This is a genomic window from Corynebacterium sp. CQ3829_602738 (assembly GCF_054478435.1).
Genome location: NZ_CM137003.1, coordinates 1,756,294 through 1,781,419, shown reverse-complemented (window position 1 = coordinate 1,781,419; position 25,126 = coordinate 1,756,294). Strand labels below are relative to the sequence as shown.

Below are 25,126 nucleotides of genomic sequence, written 5' to 3'. Positions count from 1 at the left end.
AAGATTACCGCTGAAGATTTCCGCAACGAGCCGGGCCGCAAATAGGTGCTGGACTCGCTTCCGCAGTTGGTCACCTGCCTAAGAGAATTAAGTTAATTCACATTTCACCTTAAGGTAAGCGCAGGTTCCCAATTCACCTTTAAATTCCTTTGTATGCGCCCCAGAAAGGGGCGCAACGTATTGCTAAGGAACTGAAAATGGGAATTCGGAAACGGGCGGTGCGCGGGTGCACCGCCCTTGTGTCCAGCGTCGTCATCGCGCTGCCGATGGTTGCTGCGGTGGCGCCGGCGAAGGCCGCGGACGCGGCTGCGCAGTCGGGCGGCCAGGTGGTCATCAGCGAGATCGCAAACGGTGGTCCGGGCGGCTACCACGACAACTTCATCGAGGTCGCCAACTGGGGCGACCAGCCGGTGGACGTCACGGGCTGGGAGCTGTTCCGCTGCACCGGCACCGGTTCGGTGGCGTCGGCGCCGCAGAATACGCTTGAGGGCACGATCGGTGCGGGGGAGCGTTGGGTCTTCGCCAGGGAGAGCGATCAATCCACAATCGCGGACGCGGACGTGAAGCAGCGCTACAAAACCTCGCTGGCTAACGAGTCCTACGGCGCGCTGCTGCGCGATAGCTCGGGCGAGGACGTCGACGCTGTCGCGGTCCAATTCCCGGGCACCGCCAACCAGGCGTGCGGCGAGGGCACCGTGCTGGCCAACACCACGGATTCCGCCGCCGGCGAGAGCTTCCAGCGCACCCAGGACACCGACGACAACGCCGCGGACTTCATCCGCGCGCCGCGCACCCCGGGCAAGGAGAACGCCACCGAGCCGTCGGCGGCGCCGAAGCGCGGCGACGTGCTCATCTCCGAGGTCGCGCACACTGGCGCGGACGGGGAGGGCCTGATTGAGATCGCCAACTTCGGCGATACGGAGGTCGACGTCACGGATCTGCAGGTAGACGTGGTCAACCAGTTCGGGCGCCGTTTCGCGGGGTATGTGTGGGCGGGGCGGATGCCCGTCGAGAAGCTTGGGCCCGGAGAGGCTGTCGTTGTGCCGCGCGATGAGGGCGGCCGCGACTTCACCGAGGGGGCAGCGGGCGTGGTGCTTTACGACGCCTCCGGTGCCGTCTGGGACCGCGTCGCCTGGGCGGACAACCAGGACTCCGCCGCTGCGGACGGCACGCCGCTGCCGTACACCAGCCTGGACGCCGCCGACGGCGTGTCCTACCAGCGCACCTCCAACACCGGCGACAACGCGTCCGACTTCGTGGCGGCGAAGCGCACCCCGGGCACGATCGAGGTGGGCAAGCCCGCCGAAGAGAAGACGCCCGAATACACCCACGAGGAGCCGCACACCACCGGCGGGGCGAACGTGCTGGTCTCCGAGATGACCAATACTGGCCCCGGAGGCAACGGCGACATCTTCTTCGAGCTGCAGAACTACGGCGACGCGCCGCAGGATATGACCGGCTGGAGCGTGTACCGCTGCATCGGCACCGGCGTGCGCGCGTCCGTCCCGCAGGTCTCCGCCGAGCAGCTGAACGGCGTGGTGCTCGAGCCGGGGCAGCGCTTCACCGCGGGCCGCTCCGGCCAGGCGGGCGCGGACATCCGCGCGGCGCAGGACACCACCTTCGGCATCTCCTTTGCTACCCAGTACGGGCTGCTGGTTTTCGACCAGGACGGCAAGATCGTGGACCGCGTCGGCTCCGCCCGCGCGGACGTGGAGAGCTTCTGCGCGCCGGGCCAGCCGCTTCCCGGCGTGCTCAACGGCCTGCACGGCGAGTCGTGGCAGCGCGTGGACATCACGGGCGATGACCGCAAGGATTTTGTGGTGGCGGAGAGGACCCCTGGTCGTCGCAACGCAGAGGCCCCGCAGCACCAGCGCGTGGATTCGCCGGTGAAGATCACCGAGGTCACTAACGGCGGCCCGGGCGGTACCGGCGACAACTTCTTCGAGCTGACCAACACGGGTGACAAGCCTGTCGACGTCACCGGGTGGCAGGTCTACCGCTGCACCGGCACCGGCCGCGTGTACGAGGACATGCTGCAGCTGAGCCTGCCCGACGGCGAGATGGCGCCGGGCGAAGTCTTCACCGCCGCGCGCAAGGGCGCGGACTCCACCGTGGAGGACCCGGACGCGACGTACGGCACCTCGTTTAACGCCGTGGACGGCTTCGGCCTGATGGTGGTGGACAAGGACCGCAACGTGGTGGACTCCGTCGGCGTGTTCGACCGCGTCGATTCCCCGTGCACGGTGGGCGAGCCGCTGAGCGACACGCTCGACTTCGCCACCGGCGAGTCCTACCAGCGCGTCGCGTTCACCGGCGACAACGCCAAGGACTATGTCCGCGCGATCCGCACCCCGGGTAAATACGACCCGGAGGTTTCGGCGATTGAGGTGCAGAAGCCCAAGACGGGCGATGTGGTGATCAACGAGATCGCCGCCGGCCGCCCCGGCGACAAGGGCGGGCAGAAGGCGCAGTACATCGAGATCATCAACAACGGCACCGCGCCCGCGGACCTGTCCGGGCTGCGCGTGGACTACTGCGCCGCCGACGGGCGCCGCATGATGGACCCGGCCGCGGTGGTGCCCGACGGGTTCTCGCTCGCGCCGGGCGGCGTGCTCACCGTCGCTAGGCCGGAGGCGGGTGTGAAGGACGCGCTTGAAACCGACGCCACCTTCGAGCAGGAGGGCTACGGCGCCACGATCACGGACGCCGCCGGCACGCTCCTGGACGCCGTCGGCGTCTACTACGACGACGTGGGCAAGGTGACTAATGCGCCGGAGGGGCCGTGCTCGTCGGCAGGTGTGCCGCTGGACCGCCGCATGCGGTTCACCTCCATCGAGGAGGCGCAGAAGCATGACTACGCCTGGCACCGCGTGCAGTCCACCGGCAACAACTGGGCGGACTTTGTCACCGCCCCAGCCACCCCGGGGTCCGCGGACGGCCCGGAGTACCGCGACGTGACCGAACCCGTCGACGGTTCCCTCGACCCGGTCGAGGTCGAGCGCGCGGCCCGCACCGGGGTGCCTTCGCTTTCCGACGGCACGCCCCTGACCGCCACCGGCACCTCCGACGCCGACGTGACCGCGTTCGGCGCGAAGACGGCTGCGATCGACTGGTCGAAGTCCGCCGGCTTCATCGGCGCCTCCCCGCAGGCGGCGCTGGATACGCGCGTCGGCGAGGGCGAGACCCGCGCCGCGGACGTGCGCAAGATGGACCAGGCGCAGGACACCGGCCGCGAGTTCCCGTACCAGCGCTTCGAGCTGGCGGTGGAGCGTCCGGAGGACAGTGTGGTGTCGATTGCGTGGCGCGGCCACTCCCGCGACCGCCACGAGCTGCAGATGTACTTCTTCAACCACACGACTGGCCAGTGGCAGCGCGTGGACACCGCGGCAGGTGAAGAAGGTGCCGACGTCACCCTTGTGGGCACCGGTGCTGTTGCCGATTTCTACCGCGACGGCACCGTGGACGTGCTGGTGCAGGACGGCAAGCGCGTGGCGGATCCGTTCAGCGATTCCAACGGCGAGACGAACCAAATGTTCAAGACTCCGGGCGAGTACGACCTCGCCATCGCGCACGTGACGGATTCGCAGTACCTCACCGAGCAGAACCCGACGTCGTATACCCAGATGATCGCGTGGTTGGCCGCGAACAAGGACGCGCGCGACATCATCGCCTCCGTGCACACTGGCGACGTGATCCAGAACTGGCTGCGCGGTAATCAGGAGCCGGACCGTGCGGTGCTGGAATTTGAACGCGCCTCCGAGATCATGAAGATCTTCGAGGATGCCGGCATGCCCTACGGCATTCTGCCGGGCAACCACGACAACGTGTGGGGCGCATCCAACGAGATGTTCAACGAGTACTTCCCGGCTTCGCGCTACGAGTCCAACCCCTGGTGGGGTGGCCACGGACCGGACGGCAACGCGTCGAACTTCTTCACCGTGGAGCGCGACGGCGCGAAGTTCCTCTTCCTGCAGATGGGCTTCGACTCCTCCGAGGAGGAGATCGACTGGGCTGACAAGGTCATCGCGGACCACCCGGAGCACAACGTGATCTTCTCCACCCACGAGTACCTGCGCCCCGAGGAGGACGCCCGCTCGAACCCGGACAACGGCCGTTGGACCGCCCAGGGCGACCTGCTGTTCGACCGCCTAGTCAAACCCCACTCCAACGTCGTGCTGGTCTTCTCCGGGCACCTGCACGGTGTGCGCCAGCGCATCACCGAGCGTGAGGACGGCACCCACGTCATCGAGACCGTCGCCGACTACCAGTCCTACGAGGAGGACGGCGCCCGCGACGCCCTGTACACACGCCTGTACCAGTTCGACCTGGACTCCGGGAAGGTCGCCGCCAACGCATACTCACCGCGCCTGCAGTCTTTCGAACCGTGGAAAAACGACCCGCGCGATCTGGGCTACACCCCGGAATCCGACGAGTTCGTCTACGACGCCGACCTGCAGTACGACAAGCAGGTGACTACCGCCGGCATCGCCGCCTTTGGCGCACCGGTGGAGCTGGGATCTGCCCAGCTTTCCGACGGCACCGCCGCCGAGTTCGCATGGGACGACCTGGAACCGGGCGCGGAGTACCTCTGGTACGCACGCGCGCAACGCGACGCATCCGCCACCGGCGGCCCCGACCCGCGCTACTCCGACTTCCGCGTGTTCACCGCGCCCGCGGAGGCGGAGGAGACCCCGGAGACGTCTGTGCCTGAAACCTCGGCGCCCGAGACCTCGGCAGAGCAGCCCACCGCAACCGTCACCGCGACCACCACGACGTCTGTGTCCGCAGACCCGGTGACCCACACGGAAACCGCTAGGGAGACCATTAAGGAGACGGCCACGGAGACCGAGAAGGTCACCGAGACCGAGCCGGCGGTCACGCACCGCGAAACGGTGACGACCTCGACGACCGTGGTTACCCCAACCACGGTGACCTCCACCGCAAAGGAGGTCTCCACCGCGCCGAACACGACGGTGACCAAGTCCGTGCCCACCACGGTGGTCACCCCGACGACCGTTACGGTGCCGACGACGGTGGCAACGACCGTCGAGAAGCCTGGCGACCGTGTCACCGAACCGGCGGTCACGCACCGCGAAACGGTGACGACTTCCGCAACTGTGGTCACGCCGACGACGGTGACCTCTACCGTGGAGGAGGTTTCCACCGCGCCGAACACGACGGTGACCAAGTCCGTGCCCACCACCGTGGTCACCCCGACGACCGTCACTGTTCCGACGACTGTGGAGGTGCCGACGACGGTCGCAACGACCGTCGAGAAGCCTGACGACCGTGTCACCGACGAACAGTTCCCGAACGAGGGCAGCTCCGTGACCGTTGGCTCGAGCGTCACCATCACCCCGCTGGGCATCCTGCTCTCCCTGCTTGGTGCGCTGGGGGCGGTCGGCCTGATTGCCGCGCTGCTCAACTACATGGGCATTGACCTGCAGGAGTACTACGAGCAGTTCCTCGACATGCTCCCGTAAACCAAGCTCCCAGGCGAGTGGATGCGGCTGCGTTGCGCCGCGTCCACTTTTTATATGCTCGGCCGCATGCGCAACTTGGAGTACAGCGAAGTCATGTCCGCGGTCGCGCCACGTGCGGCGGTTGATGCGTTGCGGGAGGTGCTGAAGGGCGGGTTCGACCCCGCCACCGATCCGCACCGGCAGAAGGTGGCGCTGCCGCACGGGGAGATGCACCTGCTGCCGTCGGCGCTGGATGGCGCGGTCGGGGTGAAGGTGCTGGGGATTCAGCCGGCGGGCTCGACCGTCGATGTGCCGCTGGTCCAGGGGTCGTACCTGCTCATGGGCGGGGAGACGCTCACGCCGGAGGTCGTGATGGATGCCGCGGCGCTGACGGAGGTGCGGACACCGGCGGTGGCTGTGGCGGGGGTGTTGGATCGGTTGCGGGCGTCGAGCGAGCCGTTGGAGTGTGTGATTGTCGGCGCGGGTGTGCAGGGGCGGGCGCATGCGCGCACGGTTGAGGATGTGCTTGCAGGGGTGCGGGAGGTGTCGGTGACGTTTATCTCGCGGAGCGAGCCGGCGGATTTGCCGTACCCGTGGGTGGAGTCGGGGAGTGCTGCGGCTGATGAGGTGTTGGGGCGTGCCGGGTTGGTTGTGGTGGCGACTTCTGCGGGGGAACCTGTGGTCGTCGATAGGCAGTTGCGAGCTGATGCGACCGTGCTTGCTGTGGGGGCGCACACGGTGGATACGCGGGAGTTGCATGAGGATGTGCTGCGGGGTGCGCAGGTGATTGTGGAGGATGTGGGTGCTGCGCGGCGGGAGGCCGGTGATGTGGCGATCGCGGTGGAGAAGGGGGCGCTTGCGTGGGAGGATGTGGCGACGATGGCTGAGGTTGTGCGCGGGGATGTGGCGCTGGATCCGGCGGGGCGGGTCGTGTTTAAGACCGTCGGGATGCCGTGGGAGGACCTGGCGGTGGCGCGGGTTATCGCCGGCCAGGTCCATGCGGGGTGAGGCTTAGCCGAGGTCCTTTACCAGGCGCTCCGCGAGCTCCTTGGACGAGGACGGGTTCTGCCCGGTGTACAGGTTGCCGTCGACAGTGACGTAGGACGCCCACGGCTCCGGCGCCTTCTCGTACTCAGCGCCGAGGGCGACGAGCCGGTCCTCGAGCAGCCACGGCGCCTTGTCTGCGAGCCCACCGGCGCGTTCCTCGTCGTTGGAGAAGCCGGTCATCTTTCGCCCGGCGAACGGGGAGCCGCCGGGGGCGTTCTCCGTTGCGAGGACCGCGGCCGGCGCGTGGCAGAGCAGCGCCACAGGCGCGTTGTTCTCCATGCGCTCGGTGAGGATGCGTCCGGACGTCTCGTCCACCGCGAGGTCTTCCATCGGGCCGTGCCCGCCGGGGTAGAAGACAAGGTCGTAGTCCGCGGCGTTGACGTCGGTCAGGTTGAGCGGCTTCGCCAACACGGGTTCAAGCTTCTCCAGCTGCGTTTTCACCTCTGCCAGGGTGCCAGCGTCGCCGGCGCTGTCATCGAGGCTCGCCTTATCGACGACTGGCGCTCTGCCGCCGGGTGTCGCCACATCGACGTCCCAGCCAGCGTCCGTGAAGATCGAGTACGGGGTTACCAGCTCTTCGGCCCAGAAGCCGGTGGGGTGGGGTGTGCCGTCGTTAAGCGTCCAGTGGTCTGCTGCTGAAACGACCATAAGAACGTTGGTCATTGTGTCCTCCTAAAACTTAACGATCATCTTGCCGGTGTTACCGCCCTCGAACAGCTCGAGGAACGCGGCCGGCATGTTGTCGATGCCCTCGCGCGTCGTGGTCTCGAACGCGATTGAGCCGTCGACGACGAGCGGGGCGATCTTCTCCTGGAACTCCTTGGTCAGGTGGGAGTATTGGCCCACCACGAACCCGCGCAGCGTGAGGCACTTGCCGATGGAAAGGCCCAGATTCCGCGGCCCCGGTGCCGGCTCCGTGTCGTTGTACTGCGCAATGGCACCGCACATGGCGATGCGGCCGAACGTGTTCGCGTTCTGGACCGCGGCCTCGAGGTGGTCCCCGCCGACGTTGTCGAAGTAGACGTCGATGCCCTCCGGCGCCGCCTTGGCGAGCTGGCCGTTGACGTCGCCGTCCTTGTAGTTGAACGCCTCGTCGAATCCGATGTTTTTGAGGTATTCGATTTTCTCCGCGGAGCCTGCGGACCCGATCACCTTCGCCGCGCCGAGGTGCTTCGCAATCTGTCCTGCGGCCGATCCCACAGCACCTGCCGCGCCCGAGATGAACACGACGTCGCCCTCCTTCATTTCGCCGACGGCGATCAGGCCGACGTAGGCGGTAAGCCCTGTCAGGCCGAGGATGCCCAGGTACGCCTCGGCAGGGGCGATGGTTGTGTCGATCTGCTCCGCCTCGTCCTCGTTCAGGACGGCGTGCGTGCGCCACCCGGCGAAGTGCCGGACCGTGTCGCCCGCGTTGAACTTGCTGGAGCGGGACTCGGTGACTGTACCGATCGCGGTGCCGTTGAGCGGCTCATCGATCTGGAACGGCTCGATGTAGGACTCCACGTCGTTCATCCGCCCGCGCATGTAGGGGTCGACGCTGGAGAAGGTGTTCTGGACGAGGATCTGGCCGTCGGAAAGCTCTGGCAGCTCCACCTCTTCCATGCGGAAGTTCTCGGCGGTCGGCGCGCCCTCCGGGCGAGAAGCGAGAACCCATTGCTTGGCTGTAGTCAACGCATTACTCCTTTAATCGCTGTTCCTGGAACAACGGTAAGAACGTTGGACGGGGAGGTCGCTATTCCCTCCGCTTGGCCCTCCGCTTGGCCGCGACAACGAAAACACCCCGCGAGCAGCTTTAGCGCTGATTGCGGGGTGAAGGTGCTGGGGATTTCGGCGCAGCGGGTGGTGTTCAAGACCGTCGGGATGCCGTGGGAGGACCTGGCGGTGGCGAGAGTGATTGGGGAGGGGTAGCGATCGGGCTTGAGGCTGATTAAGCGGGTGCTAGAATCCGTGAGGAAGCGACACTGGGGGGTGCGGTGGCCAGGAAAACATATAGGGCCGGGGATAGATGGCCAGAGCTAGAGGACAAGGACTGCAATGAGCAGGCGCAGCGGGCGAGGTCTTTAGGATGGACCGCAAGATCCAAGGAGAGCCACGGGGGCTTTGTGATCCGTTGCCCAGCTGGGGAATGCGAGGTGCGGTTCGACTCGACTCCAAGGAACCCCACCGCCAAGGCGAAAGAAGCTCGCCGAATAATTCAGCTGTGCGAACACGGTGCGGAGCACACCGATTCGGTCGCGGCGGCGCACGAAGCTCTCGACCGCGCGGAGATGCTGATTGGCGCGGTAGAAAAACAGGCGGCATCGAATGCACTGTTGAATGCTGCGCTGAATGAGGAGCGGAGAGCGCTGCTTGATCGTGCAGCAAAGTTGGAGAATGAGGCGCTGCGGATTCTCTCGGTGATTGAACGGGAGGGCGCCGACGGTGGTGATTTGGGCGATGTCTCAGGAATCGCGGATCGTGCTCGTGGCTATCTGAACCGTGCTCGCGAGAAAATTGCTCCGTTGCGTCAAAGCAAACCGGTACGTCGAGACGTGGAGGCTGCTTGGCAGCGCTACAGGTCAGTTCGAGCGCGGCTAAACACGCTGCAACAGGGATAGGGGAGTGAAGCCGAGGGGTGACGGTAGCCGCTGGCGGGCTGCTGCAGGCTTGGCAAATCTTCCCTATGCTGATTAACTAGTTGTCAATTGACAACTGCGGGCGTGTTGGAGGGGTAGAGGATGGCTATTGTCTTAGGCCTGCGAGTATTGGGCATTGACTTTGACGATGAAGAACGCATCGAGCGGATCGAGAGCGCCTTCCCGGCGGTTTCTTTCGTCCGGCTAAATGGCTGGACGATCGCGGAACTGCACCTGGAATGCTCTCCTGAGAAGGCCTTTTATGAGGTGGCCGATCTCATGCGCCAAATGGGAGCTTACGACGAACTTGAGTTTGTGGAAGTCGTCCCCCACTTGTCGAATACGAGCGACATAGCGCGACTAACGGGCGTGACCCGTCAGGCGGTGAACAAATGGGTCACGCACCCTGATTTGGGCTTCCCGGTGGAGACAGATTTTGTTGGGGGCGGCCAAGCGCGGCAGAAGATCTGGAGCCTCTACACCGTCAACGAGTGGCTGTCTGAAGTGATGGGAATTGATCTCGGCCTTGAGCTGCCGCCGATGAACCTGGTGAAACAGGTGGACGGGTACCTGGCGTCGGAGGAGGATCCCCTGCTTGATGGGGCGAAGGATCTTCACACTTCCGGTTTGTGAGGTGTTGTCAGGTGTGTGGGGTGGCACGCGTTGTCCGTGGCTACATTTTGACTACAAAAGACCCCGGAAGCCCCCGGAAACAGAAATAGCGACACAGCAAGAAAAACATCCCCTAACCAGGCAATCCGTCTGGTGAGGGGATGTTAAGTATTTGCTCCTCCAACTGGGCTCGAACCAGTGACCCTTCGATTAACAGTCGAATGCTCTGCCAACTGAGCTATGGAGGAATATGTTGCCGTTGCTTGCGCTGTGCAACGAGATGTAACAATAGCGCGGGATGTTTGACTTGCCCAAATCGGCAGGTTGAACGGGGTTTTCTGGGGTGGCTATGCGGTTGGATTTTTTGGGTAGGGTTGCGGGCATGTTGATTCCGGTAGGAGGATTCCGAACAAACGCCGTCGCATGGGGGCTGGCGGGCTTCGGTGTGGTGTGCCTGTTGTCGGCGAACCGTCTCGACGACTGGCGGGCGCTGACGTTTCTGGGGCTGGCGCTGGTCGTTCCGAGCGTCGTTTGGTTGGCTGCAGACAAGTGGTTCTCGCGGCCGCGCGGGGTGCTGTGGTGGGTGCTCGTGGCGGCCGCCGTCGCGTTGGGGGTGTGGGGAATTGCGCTGTTCCCCTCGAAGTGACGGGGATAACGCGATAAGGTGGCGGGCATGAAGAAACCGATGCTTGCACTCGGTGTCGCCGCCGCCGTCACCACCTCCGCCGTCATTGCGCCTGCCACCTTTGCTGAGGAGGGCGCAAACACTACCGATACGGGTTCGTCTGCGGATTCGGGGGAGGCCGAAGGTTCGTCGTTAAGCACGGGCGCGATTATCGGCATCACCCTCGGCGTGCTGGCCGCGGTGGGCGCCGGCGGGTACTTCGCGGTGCAGCAGGGCTGGCTGGAGCTACCCGAGTTTGTGGACCCGGCTGCGGCCGCGGGGCTGTCCTCGCTGGTGCCGGCGCTCGCGATCCCGGGGCTGACGAAGAAGGACAATGGTGCGGCTGCTGGTGGATCTTGCGCGCCGCAGGCTTTCGACGCGGTGGTGCCGGAGTGGCCGCACTTTACTGGTACCAACGTGATGTTCTGCGACGGTAAGTGGGCCATCGCGGGTGCGAACCAGACGGACTGGATCCTGTACTTCAAGAACTCGAACGGCAAGTGGGCCGTGATCCCGACTGCCGGCACGAAGCAGAACGGCATGGCGCGCGGGTGCTACAACGGCATCACGCTACGCGAGCAGGGCGCGCCGGAGGAGTTCATCCGCCAGGCGCCGATTTGCACGCCGGCGGAGATTGGGAAGTAGTTCCTCGTCCTCGGGGGTTCGCGGGCGCTTGGGGCGCTGGGGGGTGAGGGGGAGTTGAGCTGGGAGCGGATTGTGTCGCTGCCGGCTTTTCTTTTGGGATCGCAGTGGGTCAGTGTTGCGCGATTTTGGCGTATAGGCGAAAGCCTGAATTCGTCGGCGGGGGAGGCTGTCTTCGCTCCCTTAACTCGCTGGTCCGATTTTTGAGGCTGCGCAAGGCGTGTTGCCCCAATTAGGGTTTTGGCTAAAACCTGAATTCAGGGTCGGCGGAGGCCGCTCAGGGTGGTGCTTGTGGCTGATGTGGCGCGCATCTGTCCGTCCGATTCAGGCTAAATGCGACGGAAGTTGGTGTGCGATCCCGACCGCCGGTACGAAGCAACGCGGGATGTATTGCGGTGCTACAACGGCTGGACTCTGTGCGAGCAGGGTGCGCTGGAGAGGCTCACGCGCCAGGTGCCGATTCGCACGCCGGCGGAGATTGGGAAGTAGCACTTCTGCAGATACGAAAGTGCCCCACCTCGGATTGAGGTGGGGCATTGCGCTATTTGCTTACTTCAGCGTCGGAGTGAGCATTGCGAGGCCGTTCGAGTTGACCTTCTTCTTATCGTCCACTTTGTCCACGGCGTACATGATGATTTTGACGCGGCCGCCGCCGCGGATGTCGGCGCTACGTTTCTTGGCCTCGCCCGGCTTCACCGTTACGCGATCACGAAGGCCGTCGTTCAGATAAACCTCGATCACGCCGACACCGCCAGAGTTCGGGATGTTGGAAGCCCACGCAGCGGTGTAATTTAGCGTCGAGTACTTCTTGTTCACATCAAACGTCGAGTGGTCATACCAGTCTGCGTTCGTGGAGATCAGTGACATCGGGTAGTCCTTCCCGTTGAGAGTCACGTCGACACCGGACTGGATTCCATGGATACGGTTTCGGTGGGTGTGCAGGTACTTCCCGTCGGCGAACTCCGGCTTGGAGTACTTGCCCGAGTTACCCGGCTTCGACGGGGCGGACGGGGAGGAGTTGCCGCCACCGTTGTTGCTGGAGCTATCACCCAGTTCCGGGGCGACGGCGCCAAGGATCACGCCAAGGGCGGTGATGATCGCCAGCACAGAGCCGACGATTTGGGGCAGCAAGTTCTGGAAGTCACGGAGCTGACGCTCGAGATCTTTCGCGTTAGGCACGGAGCTCTCCTTTGCAGGATTCGTTGAAGATTCTGACAATAGAATCTAAGCACGTGCCAAGCTGCTTTGCAGGGAATTGGGTGACGGGTCTTGCCGGAGGCTCGTCGATAAGCAAAAGGCCCGGCTGCACGGACGCAACCGGGCCTTCACCGCCCCCGAGCTACACCTGGTACCCCATCGGGGAGCCGGGGCCGAGCGGGATGCCCAGGGCGTACCAGATCATGAAGAAGACGAACCAGCCCACCAGCATGGACACCGCGTACGGCAGCGCCAGCGACATCAGGGTGCCCACGCCGGCTTTCTTGTAGTACTTCTGCAGGAAGGTCAGTGCGAGGGCGAAGTAGGGCGACATCGGGGTGATGATGTTCGATGGCGAGTCGCCGATGCGGTAGAGCATCTGGGTGACTTCGGGGGAGACGTCGACGTACATCATCATCGGCACCACCACCGGCGCCATCAGCGCCCACTGTGCGGAGCCGGAGGTGATGAACAGGTTGATCAGCGTCACCATCAGCACGAATGCGGCGAAGAGGATCACGTTGGGCAGGTCCCAGGACTGCAGCAGCTCAGAGCCCTTAATCGCGGTCCAGGGGCCCAGGTTGGACCACTGGAACCACGCCAGGAACTGGGAGACGGCGAAGAACAGCACCAGAATCGGCAGGAGGGTTTCCAGGCCCTTGGCCATGAACTTCGGGATGTCGGCGGCATTGTTGATGGTGCCCACGATCAGGCCGTAGACCAGGCCGGTGACGAAGAAGATCAGGGTGATCGGCACTGCGATCGCGCGGATGAGCGGGGACTCCATAAAGCCCTCCTCGGGCCGCGCGAACGGCGAGCCCGGGATGAACAGTAGAGCGAAGTAGGCCACCAGGCTGAGTACGAGGGTGATGCCGGCCCAGGACAGGCCCTTGCGCTCGAGTGGGGTCAGCGACAGGTCATCGTCGTCGGTGAGGTGGGAGTCGTCGGGCTGGTTGGACTCGTCGAGTTGGAGTTCCTCCTCGTCGATGTGGTCGTGGTCGACAAGGTTCTCGGCCTTCTTGTCCACGAACAGCTCCGTCACGGCCGTGATGATCAGCGACAGCACCACCGCGGAGGGGATGACAAAGTAGATGTTGGCGAGCGGGGAAACTTCGTAGGCTTCGTCGACAAGCTGCGCGGCGGAGGTGGAGATGCCGGCCAGCAGCAGGTCGGTGATGTTCAAAATCAGCGAGGAATTAAAGCCTGCCGACGACGCCGCGAACGCCACCATCGCACCCACCACCGGCGAGCGGCCCACCGCGTGGAAGGCCATCGCGCCCAGCGGGATGATGATCACGTAGATGGCGTCCGAGGCCACCGAACCCGTCACGCCAGCGAGCGCGACCATGAACGTGAGCATCTTCGGGCTGACCTTGTCCACCATCGCGCGGACCATCGCCGCGAGCAGGCCCGTCTGCTCCGCCACGGCCACACCCAGCATCACCGCCAGGATCACGCCCAGCGGCGGGAAGGCGATGAAGTTCTCCACCGCGTCCGTGACCATGCGCGAGATGTTCTCGCCGGTGAGCAGCGATTCGACGTGGATTTCCTCGCCCGAGGCCGGGTCGATCGCGGACAGGCCCGCCTTGCTGGCCAGCCAGGAGGACACCGCCACCACGCCGGCGAGGATCACAAACAGCCAGAATGGGTCCGGCAGCTTGTTGCCGACTTTTTCAATCCAGCCCAGGAAGCCGGACATGCCCTCCTGTTGCTGGTTGTTGTCCTTGCGGTCCGCGTTGTGCTCCGGGGCCGGGCGATCTTCCAGGCCTTTTTCTACTTTGGTTGATCCAGTCATGGTGGGTCTTCCTGGTCGGCGATAATTCGTCGTGAAAAGGTGAGAGCCACCTTACATTTTCTCGACGAAGTAAGGTAAACGAAGTGAGCACGAAATTGCAGATTTCCCCGCGCGATACCCGGCCAACCGGCTGCTTCGGTGCGCTGGCCTCGGTCATAGCCGTGGTCGCCATCGTGGCGCTCGTCTTGGCGCTGACCCGCCCGGCGCTGCTCAATTGGAAAGAGGGGGAGGTGACGTCGACGACCATTGGGGCGTCGTTAGGCGATATTGCCGAGCTTTCTGTGGAGGAATACGTCTTCTCCGACGTGGGCAAATTCGACCAGGAAGGCCTCGAGGTGCTCGGGGTGCGCGTGCCGTTTACCGGACGGAATTTCCTGGTTACGTACGACGGGCGCGTCACCGCGGGCATCAAGGACGCCTCGCTTATCGACGTCCACCTGGCCGACGGGGAAGTCAACGTGCAACTGCCTGAGGTGGAGGTTCTGGAATCCCACATCGACGCCGACAGCGTCAAGGTTTACGACCAAACCATGAACCCCATCAACCAACTCCGCGTCGAAGACGTCACCGGGTTCATCGCCGACCGGGAGGCCGACGCGCGGGAGAAAGCCATCGCGTCCGGGCTTCTCGACCGCGCCGGGCAGCACGCCGAGGAGCTCGTGCGCGCACACGTGGCGGCGCTGGTGTCCGGCACGGAGTACGAGGACTACGAGGTGCGGGTTTCTCGGGGTTTGTGGAAAGGCTGGTAAGGAGGTGCCGTGCGGGGTATCTTTTTCCACATGCGTAAAACTCTCACTGCCGGCGTTGTCGTCTGCGCCGCCGCTGCTGCCGTACTTCCGCCCGTCGCCGGAGCCGCCGACGCGCCTGAAGCGCCCGTCGACCCGGGCTTTTCCCGCGTCTGCGCCGTCGAGTACAACGCGGACCAGGTGCCTGCCCTGGCCGCCGGCCTTAACGCCGACGACATCCTTTACCACTCCGGTTCCCGCGCCGACGCGCTCGCGTTGTGGGCGAAGAAACAGGACGAGCTGCGCGCCGGGCTCGGCGAGAACGGCTGGGGCTCGGTGAAGCAAACCGATGATCTGCAGCTGTGGCCCGTCGAGGAGCACACCACCAGCTCCGTCATCGCCGACGACCTGACAAGCTCCAAGACCGGCGCGCCGCGTCCACCTTTGAGACCCCGTTCAGCGCCAACGAGGTCGCCTACGTCAAGTCCGCCGCCTCCTACACCGCGCAGCGTTTCGAGGACTGCGGCAAGGACATCAACCGCACTGCGCCGGCCGCGCCGTCGAGCCTGAATTCGGAGGTCGCGCCGGGCACCATCGCCGGCATCGTCGCCGTGGTGCTGGCGCTGCTCGGTGTTGGGGCGGCGTTCGCGGTGTCGGCAGGCATGGTCCCGGGGCTCACACTCCCGGCGCTGCCGTTCTAAGGACACAAACCCCGAGTAAGCCCTCCCGAGTATGGCTGAAAATGGGCCGTAATAGGGATCGCTTACTAGGGGTCTGCGGGTGGGGCGCACGCCACCCGGTCCCCGGCTTGAGGCTCGTGACTGCCGACGTTGCCGGGTGGGCGGTTTGAATTTCTGCGTGAAACCCTTTGACGTTGTACCCCGCGCGTCGTATATTCACAGATGTGAGCCAGAGGTGAGCGTCCGCAAGAATCCTCCGGGCAGCAACTCCGAAACCCACACGCTAGTGTGGGTTTTCGTGTATTGAATGCACGACTGTCCTGGCGCTTCGCCTGAAGGGGGTTTCGCGTGCTCCTTGCGTATCTAGATGAGATAGGGGCACCTGGCGCCTTTGTCTCCCCTAGTCATCCAAGGTTCGCTGACAGCCCAGCATTTGGCTATGGCGGGTTCATCATTCCAGAGGACAAAGCGCGTGTATTCGGGGCGTACTTCGCAGAAGCGAAGAAGAGATTGTTCAAAAACGAGATTCCTGAAGGCCAAGACCCGGGGCGTTGGGAGAAGAAAGGTGCATCGCTCTTGTACGCGAGGGTGTGTGAAGAGCGACCCCAGAATCTGAGGGTGTTTAACTCTTTGATCGGTTCGTTAAGGGGAATGGGCGGGCACCTTTTTTATTACGTGGATGAGAAGCCAGTGGGGACACCGAAGCAGACCAACACCGGCCCAGCAGAATTCGAAAGGCGCGAACAATCTGCAATGTACGAGGCGCTAAATCGGATCGCTCGGCACGCCGACAAAGCCGACCAATCGGTGATGGTGATGATGGATCAGATTAATGAGAAGTCTCGGAAGCAACGCCTACCTCAGATGTACGCCCACATTCTGGGAAGGGCCGCTGACTTCGAGGAAATGCGGAGAATCATTGAACCACCGATGCATATTGATAGCACGCTCTCGGCCAACATCCAGTTTGCGGATTGGGTTTGCGCTCTCGTTAAACGCGCTGTTGAATCCCAACTTGTTCCTAATTCTCGCTACGAATGGTTAGCGGAATCCAAGCAGATCAGTGCAGCACGAGGGGCTTTTACATACGAATCCAAATTGCATCTGTTCGAGCGGGGAATACCAGACTTGGTTCATTCCGATATTTTGGATCCAAGGCGTCCGGTTATCAACGACCCGAGCATGCTGACCCCGGAAAACCGAAGGAAGCTTGAACAGGTGCGTGTTGCGGCTGTCAGGGCGAAGAACAGCTGAAGAAACGAGCTTCTACGTAAGGTGGGCGGCATGGAGCTCGAGAAGTTTTTCAGCAACTGGCCGGTGGACAACGTCGCGGCGGCCCTCGTCGGCGACACGGAAGCCACGTTCGGCGACCAGGACAAAGTCTTCGAACTCGCGAGCGTGACCAAGCTGCTCTCCGCGTACGCCGTGCTCCTCGCGGTGGAGGAGGGGGCATTCGAGCTTGACGACGCCGCCGGTCCCCCCAACTCCACCATCCGCCACCTCCTCGCGCACGCTGCCGGGGTGGGGTTCGACTCCCGCGAGCCGCAGAAGGAATCGGGGGAGCGCCGCATCTACTCCTCGGCCGGCTACGAGATCCTGGCCGACCACGTCGAAGAAACCACCGGCATCGCGTTTGCGGACTACGCCCGCGAGGGGGTCTTCGAGCCGCTCGGCATGGACTCCACCGAAATCTACGGCTCGGCCGGCCACGGCGGGCGCTCCACCGTCGGCGACCTTTCTGCGTTCGCCTCCGAGCTCCTCTCGCCGCGTCTTCTGGACCCGTCGACGCTTGGCGAGGCCTTTTCTAACCAGTTCGGCGACCTGCGCGGCGTTGTGCCTGGTTACGGCATGCAGAAGCCGTGCCAGTGGGGCCTCGGGTTTGAGATCAAGGGCGAGAAGGCGCCGCACTGGACCGGCGACGGCATGCCCGCGGACACCGTCGGGCACTTCGGCATGGCCGGGACGTACCTGTGGGTCGCGGGCGGGCAGGCGTGCGTGGTGCTGACGGACCGCGAGTTCGGCGACTGGGCCAAGCCGTTGTGGCAGGAGACCAACACTGCGCTGTGGGAGGCGCTGGGGTAAGCGGCGATCTTCGGCGGGGGGAGTGGGGGCCGGTGAGGTGGGCGTCGATAGGCAAAATGCCCCCGCATTTCGGGTGTAGCCACCGCCTTTTTCGTGTAGGCGCGCGGCGCGCAGTGTTTTAAACTGCACGCATGACTACGACAAACACCCCGCTACCAGCAGCGGGGCAGAAGCTGCCGACCAACCAGGTCGTGCCCCTGATGACGGCGCTGCTGGTCGCCGTTTTCGCGTTCCAGCTCAACGCTTCCATGCTCGCGCCGGCGCTGCACACGATGGAGATGGACCTCAACGCCACCACCGCGCAGATCGGCATGACGCAGACGGCGTTCTTCACCGCGGCGGCCGTGTTTGCGCTGTTCATGCCGCGCTGGGGTGACTTGATTGGGCGCCGCAAGGTGCTGGTGTGGATGATGATCGGCACGGTCATCGGCTCCGTCGTCGCGGCGCTGGCCACCAACGTGACCATGCTGTTCATCGGCCGCGTGATCCAGGGCGTGTCCGGCCCGACCGTGGCGCTGACGTCCGTGATGCTGCGCCAGGCGGTGCGCGAGGAGAAGCAGTTTGCGTTCCTGGTGGGCATCCTCACCTCGGTCAACGGCGGTATCGCCGGCATCGACGCGATTTTGGGCGGCTGGCTTACCGACGCCTTCGGTTTCCGCTCCCTCTTCTGGGTCATCGGCGCCGCCGCGCTGATCGCCGTATTCGCCGTGCAGTACGGCGTGCCGGAGACTAAGTCCGACCAGCTCCAGCCGATGGACTGGAAGGGCGTTGTCGGCCTGGTCGTCGGCGTCGGCCTCGTGCTGACCGCCCTGAACATGGCCAGCGAGCTCGCCGCTGCGAACTGGTTCATGGTGATCCTCTTGCTGGTCATCGGCGGCGCGTCGCTGGTGTGGTTCTGGCGCACCGAGAAGTCCAGTCCGCACCCGCTGATGTCCACCGACCTGCTGTCCCAGCGCCGCACCTGGGCGCTGCTTTTGACCACCACCCTGACCATGACCGGCGTGTTCGCCGTGATGAACGGCCTGGTGCCCAACCTGGCGCAGGACCCGGCGGCCGGCCCGGGCATGTCCGCTGGCGTCGTGTCCTGGTGGACGCTGACCCCGTACGCCCTGGCCGGCCTGGCCATGGGCCCGATCTCCGGCTGGCTCGCGGGGCGCGTGGGCTACAAGATCATCCTGCAGATCGGCATCGCGGGTGCTGCGCTGTCCGTGCTGTTCGGCACCGTCGTCGTCGGCAACGCCACCCACGCGATGCTCCTGGCCATGTCCATCCTCGCCGGCATCACCTACGCCGGCATGGGCAACATCATGCTCGGCTCGCTCGGGGTGGTGCTGGCGCCGAAGCACAACCAGGGCTACCTGCCGGGGCTCAACGGCGGCGCGTTCAACCTGGGCGCCGGCCTGTCGTTCACCATCATCTTCGCCGTGTTCACCGCCACCGGCGGCAGCTACCGCGCGGGCATGATCGCCGGCGCGATCCTGCTGGGCTGCGCGTTCGCGGCGTCCTTCCTCATCCCGAAGCCGGAGACCGTTCCGGACACGCTCGCGGCGGAGGATATGGCTGCCCGTGCGTAAAATCATCCTGGACTGCGACCCCGGCCACGACGACGCCGTCGCCATCCTGCTCGCCGCCGGCCACCCGGACATCGAGCTGCTCGGTCTGACCACCGTCGGCGGCAACCACACCATCGACCACGTCACGCGCAACGCGCAGCAGGTGCTCACGGTCGCCGGTCTCACGGATGTCCCCGTCTTCCGCGGGGTGACGCGCCCATTGCTTAACGACGTCGTCACCGCCGAAGACATCCACGGCGACACCGGCATGGAAATCCACGGCTTCGACCTGCCGGAACCTGCTGTTCCGGTGGGGGAGATCGGGGCGGTGCAGTGGATCGTCGATACGCTGATGCGCGAAGAGCCGGGGACCGTGACCCTGGTGCCCACCGGGCCGCTGACCAACATCGCCTTGGCCGCGCGCCTGGAGCCGCGGATTGTCTCGCGGGTGCGCGAGGTCGTGCTGATGGGTGGCGCGTACGGGGCCGGCAACTACTCGCCGTCCGCGGAGTTCAACATCGCCGTCGACCCGGAGGCCGCCGCGATCGTGTTCGGCGAGGACTGGCCCGTGGTCATGGTCGGGCTGGACCTGACGCACCAAGCCTTAGCGACGCCCGCAGTGCAGGAACGTTTTCGGGATTTGGGCACGCCGAGCGGCGACTTCCTGGCCGCGCTTGTGGACGCGTTCCGTTCCAACTACAAAAACGCCCAGGGCTTTGACAACCCGCCGGTCCACGACCCGTGCGCGGTGGCGTACGTCATCGACCCGACCGTGGTCGAGACCGCTTCCGTGCCGGTGTCGGTGGAGCTTGCCGGCACGCTGACGCGCGGGCGGACCGTGGCGGACCTGCGCGCGTTCGGCGCTGCGCTCGCGTCGGGCGTGCCGGGCGGTGGCGCTGCTGGTGCTGCTGCGTCCGCCGCAGACCCGGCCTGCAACACTTCGGTGGCGACGCGCCTGGACGTGGACCGGTTCTGGGACCTCGTGGTCGACGCCGTCGAGCGCCTGGGGTAGGGGCGCGCCACCCGCTCTCTTCCCGCAAATGGTGAAAGGCAGATGGTGAATATGCGCAAAATTGGCGGGAGTTGTCAGTGGGTGAATGCGCCACCTCGACTTGGAGGTTGTTGTGGCTGGTCGTTGGACTCCGAAGGATGTGAAGGCTGCTTCTGTGGCGCGGCTTGTTGCAGGCGATGATGTCGGCGAGATTGCTCGTGATGCCGGAGTGGCAGAGGCCACGGTTTATGAATGGGTCAAGCAAGCTGGCGCACTCCCACCGATGAAGGCGTTGGCGCGTGAGCGTGACCAGCTTGTCGACGACGCGGTGGCGCTGGTGATGTCAGGCATGTCGGTACCGGACGCGGCTGCGACGTTGGGCATGTCACCAGGGGCGTTGTACCAGCGGTTGGCGAAAGTCGGTGTGCGGACCGAACTGCAGCAAAAGCCCCGTATCACCCCGCAGCAAAAAGCAGACGCGGTCGAGCGAGTATTAGCTGGTGAGCCGGTTGACAAGGTCGCGGCAGCGTTCGACAGGTCTGCGAATTCGGTGTATCGCTGGGTGCAGCAAGCACGCCAGGAGAAAGCGGCGAAACGCGTTGATGCGCCACAGCGCGCGGACACGCCGGATGCTTGCGCGGTAAAGACCCCTGCACACAGCAAAGTTGATTCCGTGCCAGCACCAATGAAAACACAGGCAGGCCACGTGCCTGCCGCCCATGCCGAGGACCGTGTGAAAGTCGGCCGCGGGGTCCAACTGTCGTTTGAAGACCGCCTGACGATCCAACATGGGTGCAGCCAGGGATTGTCAGCCAGACAGATCGCCACACTTCTGGGGCGCCACCACAGCGTGATCAGCCGGGAAATTGCCCGCAACGGATGGGAAATCATCGACGATGACGGCGAAAAGAAGGTGTTCTACAACGCCCGGCGTGCCCACACGGGTGCTCAGGCGCGTGCGTGCCGGCCGAAGGTGCGCAAGCTCGACGACAACCCGGCACTTCGCGCTGTGGTGGTGGAGTGCCTTGCCCGCCGGTGGTCACCCGGGCGCATCAGTGTGTGGCTTCAGCATGCTTTCGCCGATGATGAAAGCATGCGTATTTCCCACGAAGCGATCTACAGCGCCTTATACATCCAGGGCAAAGGCAGCCTGCGCGCCGAGCTTGAAGCGGTGATGAAGACCCAAGATGTGCTCATCCGCGGCGGGAAACGCCGAAAAACCCGGCCCCGCAATGCAGGTCTGCTCACCGGCAAGCCGTGGATCAAAGGCGCTGAAATCACCAAGCGCAGCCCAGAAGCCGACGACCGGGCAATCCCCGGGCACTGGGAAGGCGATCTTGTCATCGGCAAAGGCGGCAAAAGCGCGCTGATCACCCTAGTTGAGCGCACCAGCCGCTACACCCTGCTTGGACATCTGCCCACCGAACACACATCGATGACGGTGATTGCAACGATCCAGCAGATGGTCAAAGACCTCAACGCCGAACAGCTCAAGACCATCACCTGGGACCAAGGCGTGGAAATGGCTGAAACCGCACGTGTGCGCATCAAAGACGGCTGCGAGGTGTACTTTTGCGACCCGCACTCGCCGTGGCAGCGGCCCACCAACGAAAACACCAACGGTGAGATCCGCCGCCGGTTCTACAAGAAAGGCACCGACTTCGCCGAAGTCACCCCCGAGCACGTCGCCTGGGTACAAAACGAACTCAACGACACACCACGACAAGTCCTCGGCGGAGCAACACCACGTGAAATACTCGAGCAAATATTCAAACGTGGCGCATTAACCGCTTGATCCCGCCGCGCGGATTCACCATCTGCCTTTCACCATCTGTGCGGTTTGCTCGGCCAAGCACCTGCTTTCCAACAAAACCGGCTACCTAGAACCGGTTACCCTGCGAAAATTCGGCTGGTAACCGGTTCTAGGTAGCCGGTTTATGGCATGTGGAGCAACCCCACACCGACCACCTAATGCCCGTCCAGGCGCGCACCCGCCCGGAAAGCTAGCCTTGGCGCCCATGGACTTTTCTGATGATGTGGGCACTCTTTACTTTGTCCTCGAATACACCGGCGTGTTGTTGGCGGCCACGATCGGCGGGACCGTGGCCAAGCGGATGAACTTCGACATTGTGGGGTTCGCGTTCGTGGCGCTGATTTCGTCGTTAAGCGGTGGCCTCATGCGCGACGCCATACTTAACGACGGCCCCGCCGCCGCCATGACCAACCCCGGCTACTTGATCACCGCCACGATCGGCGGGCTGATCGCCTACTTTGCACCCCTGCGCGGCAAACTGTGGGAGAACTTCCGGTTCTACGCGGACGTGGTCACCATCGGCGTGTGGGCGGTCGGCGGCACGATCAAGGGGCTCAACGCGGAGCTGAGCTGGGTGCCGTGCGTGCTGCTCGCCGTGATCACCGCGACCGGCGGCACGCTCGCCCGAGACATTGTGCTGCGGCAGATCCCGGCGCTTTTTACCAGCGAGAAGATGACGGTGTTCCCGGCGATCATCGCGTCGGTGATCATGTTGGTGCTCAACCGCTTTGACCTGGTGTGGGAGGGCATGCTGGCCGCCGCGATCGCCGCGCCGCTGTTCGCGCTGGCGGTGTACTTCGGCGGCGACAAGCTGTTGGGGCTCCAGACCAAGCGCATCGAACGCCCGCTGGAGGAGAAGATCGGCGAGGCGCTCGGCGTGGACACGGATTCGCGACGCCCGGCCGAGTCCGGTCGGGAGGTGCGCAACGCGTTGGAGCACGCCTCGGACGAGCAGCTGATTCAGGCGCTGCGGGTAATGCTGCAAAACGAGGTGCGGGAGAGCACGGAGGCCAAGACCTAACCCACGACCGAGCTCGCCCCCTACGATGGCGCGCATGTACTTCGACAACGTGCTCACCCCTGTGGGTTTTTCGTTTGCCGTGATGGATCTGATCGGCGTGTTCCTCAACGCTTTGATGGGCGGGCTTGTGGCCAGGCGGATGCGTTTCGACGCCGTCGGGTTCATGATCATCTCCATAATCTCCGGCATGGCGGGCGGCATGATCCGCGACGCCCTGATCGGCTCCACCCCGGCGTCCGCGCTGCAGAACCCGTGGTACATCGGCACGGCGCTCGTCGGTTCGCTGGTGGCGTTCGCGCTGTCCATCGGCGGCCGCGCGTGGGAGCTGTTCCGCTTCCACGGCGACATGGTCATCGTGGGCGTGTGGGCGGTCACCGGCACGGTCACAGCATTGCGTGCCGACGTCACGTGGTTCGGCTGCATCCTCATGGGCGTACTCACCGCCACCGGTGGCATGGTCATCCGCGAGATGATGATCGGGCAGATTCCCAACATTCTCATTGACCGCCAGTTGTACGTGGTCCCGGCGATAGTGTCGTCGATAAGCGTGCAGCTCTTCTACGACCTTGGCTGGCAGTCGGTGGGCCTGGCGGTGTCCGCGCTGCTCGGCATCGCGCTGGGTGTGGCCGCGTACTGGCTGGATTGGTCGGTGCCGGGCGTAGAGGCGCTCGCGCCCGTGGACAGCTATTTCACGCGCATGAAGCACCGGGTCGGCGGCAAGCTTCCGCCCGTTACGTACCGGCAGCGCAACGCCAACCCGACCCTGATTTCCGCGCCGACGCGCAAAGATGTGCGCGACGAGCTCGCCGCCATCGACGGCGACATCACCCACGACGAGTTCATCGCCGCCCTCTACCGCGCCTACGGGCTGAAGTAGCTACCGCTGCGGGCTAGACAAACGGCGGCGCGCTGGGCGTGAGAAGATCGGCGCATGCTGTTGCTTGTGGCGCTCGCCGTCGGCGGGCTGATTCCGATCCAGACCGCGGCGAACTCCCGCCTGCGTATGAGCGTGGGGAACAAGCCGGTGGTGTCGGCGCTGATCTCGTTTAGCTCGGCGCTGTTTTTCGCGGTGGTGGCGACGACGGTGCTGCGCGGCAACCCGGTGCCGCAGTTTTCTGCCGACGTGCCCTGGTGGGGCTGGCTCGGCGGCGTCATGGGCGTGTGCTTCGTGCTGGGCAACATCCTGCTGTTTCCCCGCCTGGGTGCGCTGGAGACCGTGGTCCTGCCGATTCTGGGGCAGGTGGTGATGGGGCTGCTCGTGGACCGGTTCGGGCTGTTCGGCGCACCCGCGATGCCGGTGTCGTGGATGCGCGTTTTGGGCGCGGCGGTGGTGTTCGCCGGGATTGTGGTGGTGCTGCGCGCGGGCAAACGACCGGTGCTGGAGGGCGACGCCGAGGGGCTCGAGCTGGCGATCTTCCGCGTGCTCGGCGTGCTCGTCGGCGTGTGCACCGCCATCCAGACCTCCGTGAACGGTTACATGGGCGGCATCGCCGGGTCGTCGCTGCACGCCGGCGAGATCAACCTCGCGGTCGGCGCGGTGTTGCTGCTGGTGGCGGCGCTGGTGACCAGCCCTCGCCAGCTCGCGCGGCGTCCTGAGCCGGGGCCGTGGTGGATGTGGCTCGGCGGCCTGGTCGGCGCGACGTTTGTCATCTCGGGCGCGACCCTGGCGCCGCTGCTTGGCACAGCCACCACCGTGATCGCGTTCAACGCGGGCACGATCGCGGCCGGCCAGGCGCTGGAGGCGCGCGGGGCGTTCGGGGCGCGGAAGAACCCGCTGACGGCGACGCGCCTGGCCGGCCTGGTGGTGATCTTCCTCGGCGTGCTGGCGGTGCGGCTGCTGTAGGGCGGGGTGCTAAACGACGATATCGGCGTTTACCCGTAACGGCTCCGCAAAAGCCCAGGTCGCCGCATCTCGGAAGGCGTAAACGCCGATATCGGCATTTGCGATCGGGGCGGCAAGAGGGGCTCGCGGCCTGACGTGCGGGCTACGCGTGCCCGCCGCCCCTCAACCTCAACCGAAGCTCGAGCAAATAGGGGGATCAACCAGCGGTTGAGGGTTGCTCGAGTCAACTTGTGTGAAGCAATATCGGCCGAGAGAAATCAGAGGCCGTTGGGGAAGACGAACCTCTCGTCTCACACTCCGCCGCGCGGACTAGTCACCCGCCGCGGCGCAACATCCCGCCTAGTCACCGGGGTCGGAGTGTGCCGCCATCGATGCGGGCACGCC

The 25,126-nt window shown here is 64.6% G+C and carries 20 protein-coding genes, 1 tRNA gene and 1 pseudogene; 17 read left to right on the top strand and 5 right to left on the bottom strand.

Features of this window, described 5'->3' with window-relative positions:
* Window positions 1-197: 197 nt before the first annotated feature.
* A complete protein-coding gene (locus ACX1NL_RS08570; protein WP_458897888.1) occupies window positions 198-5,483 on the top strand; it encodes a lamin tail domain-containing protein in 5,286 nt (1,761 codons plus the stop codon).
* 66 nt (window positions 5,484-5,549) lie between these two features.
* Entirely contained in the window at window positions 5,550-6,470 is a 921-nt protein-coding gene (locus ACX1NL_RS08565; RefSeq protein WP_458897887.1) for an ornithine cyclodeaminase family protein, read from the top strand.
* Window positions 6,471-6,473: 3 nt separating this feature from the next.
* Here the strand turns inward: ACX1NL_RS08565 and ACX1NL_RS08560 are convergent, their stop codons facing one another.
* Window positions 6,474-7,172 carry a type 1 glutamine amidotransferase domain-containing protein gene (locus ACX1NL_RS08560; protein WP_458897886.1) on the bottom strand — a complete coding sequence of 233 codons (699 nt, stop codon included), beginning with the start codon at window positions 7,170-7,172 and terminating at the stop codon, window positions 6,474-6,476.
* 9 nt (window positions 7,173-7,181) lie between these two features.
* Window positions 7,182-8,180: an NADP-dependent oxidoreductase gene (locus ACX1NL_RS08555; protein ID WP_458897885.1), complete on the bottom strand. Its 999-nt coding sequence runs from the start codon at window positions 8,178-8,180 to the stop codon at window positions 7,182-7,184.
* A 461-nt stretch (window positions 8,181-8,641) separates the two neighbouring features.
* On the opposite strand from ACX1NL_RS08555, the gene ACX1NL_RS08550 reads away from it, so the two are divergent.
* Complete coding sequence (locus ACX1NL_RS08550; RefSeq protein WP_311390039.1) at window positions 8,642-9,106, top strand: hypothetical protein; 465 nt, start codon at window positions 8,642-8,644, stop codon at window positions 9,104-9,106.
* Window positions 9,107-9,226: 120 nt separating this feature from the next.
* Complete coding sequence (locus ACX1NL_RS08545) at window positions 9,227-9,757, top strand: hypothetical protein (protein ID WP_239356482.1); 531 nt, start codon at window positions 9,227-9,229, stop codon at window positions 9,755-9,757.
* Between the two features lie 154 nt (window positions 9,758-9,911).
* Here the strand turns inward: ACX1NL_RS08545 and ACX1NL_RS08540 are convergent.
* Window positions 9,912-9,984: transfer RNA gene (locus ACX1NL_RS08540), tRNA-Asn, on the bottom strand.
* A 134-nt stretch (window positions 9,985-10,118) separates the two neighbouring features.
* On the opposite strand from ACX1NL_RS08540, the gene ACX1NL_RS08535 reads away from it, so the two are divergent.
* Both ACX1NL_RS08535 and ACX1NL_RS08530 read left to right on the top strand, forming a co-directional pair.
* Window positions 10,119-10,382, top strand: a complete 264-nt coding sequence (locus ACX1NL_RS08535) for a hypothetical protein (RefSeq protein ID WP_239356484.1) — start codon at window positions 10,119-10,121, stop codon at window positions 10,380-10,382.
* Between the two features lie 27 nt (window positions 10,383-10,409).
* Complete coding sequence (locus ACX1NL_RS08530; protein WP_239356485.1) at window positions 10,410-11,045, top strand: hypothetical protein; 636 nt, start codon at window positions 10,410-10,412, stop codon at window positions 11,043-11,045.
* A gap of 546 nt (window positions 11,046-11,591) precedes the next feature.
* Here ACX1NL_RS08530 and ACX1NL_RS08525 read toward each other — a convergent pair.
* Together ACX1NL_RS08525 and ACX1NL_RS08520 are read right to left on the bottom strand one after the other, a co-directional pair.
* Entirely contained in the window at window positions 11,592-12,221 is a 630-nt protein-coding gene (locus ACX1NL_RS08525; protein WP_239356486.1) for a hypothetical protein, read from the bottom strand.
* Window positions 12,222-12,381: 160 nt separating this feature from the next.
* Window positions 12,382-14,034 (bottom strand): AbgT family transporter, encoded by a 1,653-nt coding sequence (locus ACX1NL_RS08520; RefSeq protein WP_458897884.1) that lies wholly within the window; start codon window positions 14,032-14,034, stop codon window positions 12,382-12,384.
* An 83-nt stretch (window positions 14,035-14,117) separates the two neighbouring features.
* Between ACX1NL_RS08520 and ACX1NL_RS08515 the strand changes: the two genes are divergently transcribed.
* The 11 genes and pseudogenes from ACX1NL_RS08515 to ACX1NL_RS08465 all read left to right on the top strand — a co-directional run bounded on the left by ACX1NL_RS08515 (window position 14,118) and on the right by ACX1NL_RS08465 (window position 24,742).
* Complete coding sequence (locus tag ACX1NL_RS08515; protein ID WP_458897883.1) at window positions 14,118-14,783, top strand: DUF4230 domain-containing protein; 666 nt, start codon at window positions 14,118-14,120, stop codon at window positions 14,781-14,783.
* A 338-nt stretch (window positions 14,784-15,121) separates the two neighbouring features.
* Window positions 15,122-15,460, top strand: coding sequence for a hypothetical protein (locus tag ACX1NL_RS08510; protein ID WP_458897882.1), 339 nt, complete (start codon window positions 15,122-15,124; stop codon window positions 15,458-15,460).
* Between the two features lie 327 nt (window positions 15,461-15,787).
* Window positions 15,788-16,693 (top strand): DUF3800 domain-containing protein, encoded by a 906-nt coding sequence (locus ACX1NL_RS08505; protein WP_181888815.1) that lies wholly within the window; start codon window positions 15,788-15,790, stop codon window positions 16,691-16,693.
* Between the two features lie 30 nt (window positions 16,694-16,723).
* A complete protein-coding gene (locus tag ACX1NL_RS08500; protein WP_181888814.1) occupies window positions 16,724-17,521 on the top strand; it encodes a serine hydrolase domain-containing protein in 798 nt (265 codons plus the stop codon).
* Between the two features lie 131 nt (window positions 17,522-17,652).
* Window positions 17,653-19,095 (top strand): uridine transporter UriT, encoded by a 1,443-nt coding sequence (gene uriT / locus ACX1NL_RS08495; protein WP_458897881.1) that lies wholly within the window; start codon window positions 17,653-17,655, stop codon window positions 19,093-19,095.
* Entirely contained in the window at window positions 19,088-20,086 is a 999-nt protein-coding gene (uriH, locus tag ACX1NL_RS08490; protein WP_458897880.1) for a uridine-preferring nucleoside hydrolase UriH, read from the top strand. The genes uriT and uriH overlap by 8 nt, the downstream gene beginning before the upstream one ends.
* Window positions 20,087-20,171: 85 nt before the next feature.
* Window positions 20,172-20,600 (top strand): annotated as a pseudogene (locus ACX1NL_RS08485) (transposase); the annotation flags it as partial.
* Between the two features lie 150 nt (window positions 20,601-20,750).
* Complete coding sequence (locus ACX1NL_RS08480; protein WP_458898929.1) at window positions 20,751-21,860, top strand: IS30 family transposase; 1,110 nt, start codon at window positions 20,751-20,753, stop codon at window positions 21,858-21,860.
* 223 nt (window positions 21,861-22,083) lie between these two features.
* Window positions 22,084-22,899: a trimeric intracellular cation channel family protein gene (locus tag ACX1NL_RS08475; protein WP_458897879.1), complete on the top strand. Its 816-nt coding sequence runs from the start codon at window positions 22,084-22,086 to the stop codon at window positions 22,897-22,899.
* A gap of 34 nt (window positions 22,900-22,933) precedes the next feature.
* Entirely contained in the window at window positions 22,934-23,776 is an 843-nt protein-coding gene (locus ACX1NL_RS08470; protein WP_458897878.1) for a trimeric intracellular cation channel family protein, read from the top strand.
* A gap of 54 nt (window positions 23,777-23,830) precedes the next feature.
* On the top strand, window positions 23,831-24,742 hold the full coding sequence (locus ACX1NL_RS08465) for a DMT family transporter (RefSeq protein ID WP_269951992.1): 912 nt from the start codon (window positions 23,831-23,833) through the stop codon (window positions 24,740-24,742).
* Window positions 24,743-25,126: the final 384 nt, after the last annotated feature.